This window comes from Cupriavidus sp. D384 (genome assembly GCF_001652915.1).
In the GTDB taxonomy this organism is placed as follows: Bacteria; Pseudomonadota; Gammaproteobacteria; order Burkholderiales; family Burkholderiaceae; genus Cupriavidus.
Map to the genome: position 1 here is coordinate 1 of NZ_BBQI01000123.1, position 721 is coordinate 721.

Sequence of the window (721 nt, forward strand, 5' to 3'; positions counted from 1 at the left end):
CGGACGCCTCCGGCCGACACGTCATGTCCCTGGAGGACCCCGTCGGCGATGACAGTGGTTCGCTGGTACGGCGCTTGCACTAGGAGAAGGTGGCAATTCAGCCGCGATCGGAGTTGAACATGGGACAGCAACCGCAACAGCAACCAGGACAGGGCCAGCAACAGCCCAATGAGCAACAGTCTCAACAAGGTGGCCAACAAGGGGGGCAACAGGGCGATCAGGAACGTCGGCAGGGCGGTCAGTCAGGTGATCAGGATCAGCGCGGCGGGCAACGCGAACAACAGGGCGGCCAAAGCGGCCAACAGAGCGACCAAGAAAGGCAAAAAGGGAACCAACAGGCCGGCCAGGAAGGCGGGAGTCAGCAAGGACAGCAGGGCGGCCAAGGTAGTCGCTAATTCTGCAGCGGCCATGCCGTCCTCATGAAGTCAGCGCCGCCACAGTCGTGGCGGCGGCTTGCCGTCCGATGCGAGGAGGGCATATGGAGCGAATAACAGAGTACCGCGGATTCCATATTCATGCCGCCCTCGAAATGTCATCGAAGGACATGTTCGATGTGTGGTTCCAGGTGGAAGGTCCCTTGCGCTCTACAGGCATTGCCGCATGGGGTGAGCGCATCAAGGTTTTCGGTGGGCCGTATTCCCGGCGTTGGGCTCATCTCGTGGCGGAGTTGGCGGGGCGAGCGGCCATCGACGTCATCGTTGGACAGCAAGCAACGTAGTGC

At 61.4% G+C, this 721-nt stretch carries 1 protein-coding gene; it reads right to left on the bottom strand.

What is annotated here, in order from left to right; translation table 11 throughout:
* Positions 1–242 precede the first annotated feature (242 nt).
* On the bottom strand, positions 243–410 hold the full coding sequence (locus A9J21_RS31780; protein ID WP_156546230.1) for a hypothetical protein: 168 nt from the start codon (positions 408–410) through the stop codon (positions 243–245).
* Positions 411–721 lie beyond the last annotated feature (311 nt).

Coding starts and splice junctions, on each gene's coding strand:
- A9J21_RS31780 (WP_156546230.1), bottom strand. CDS start 410: ATGGCCGCTGCAGAATTAGCGACTACCTTGGCCGCCCTGCTGTCCTTG.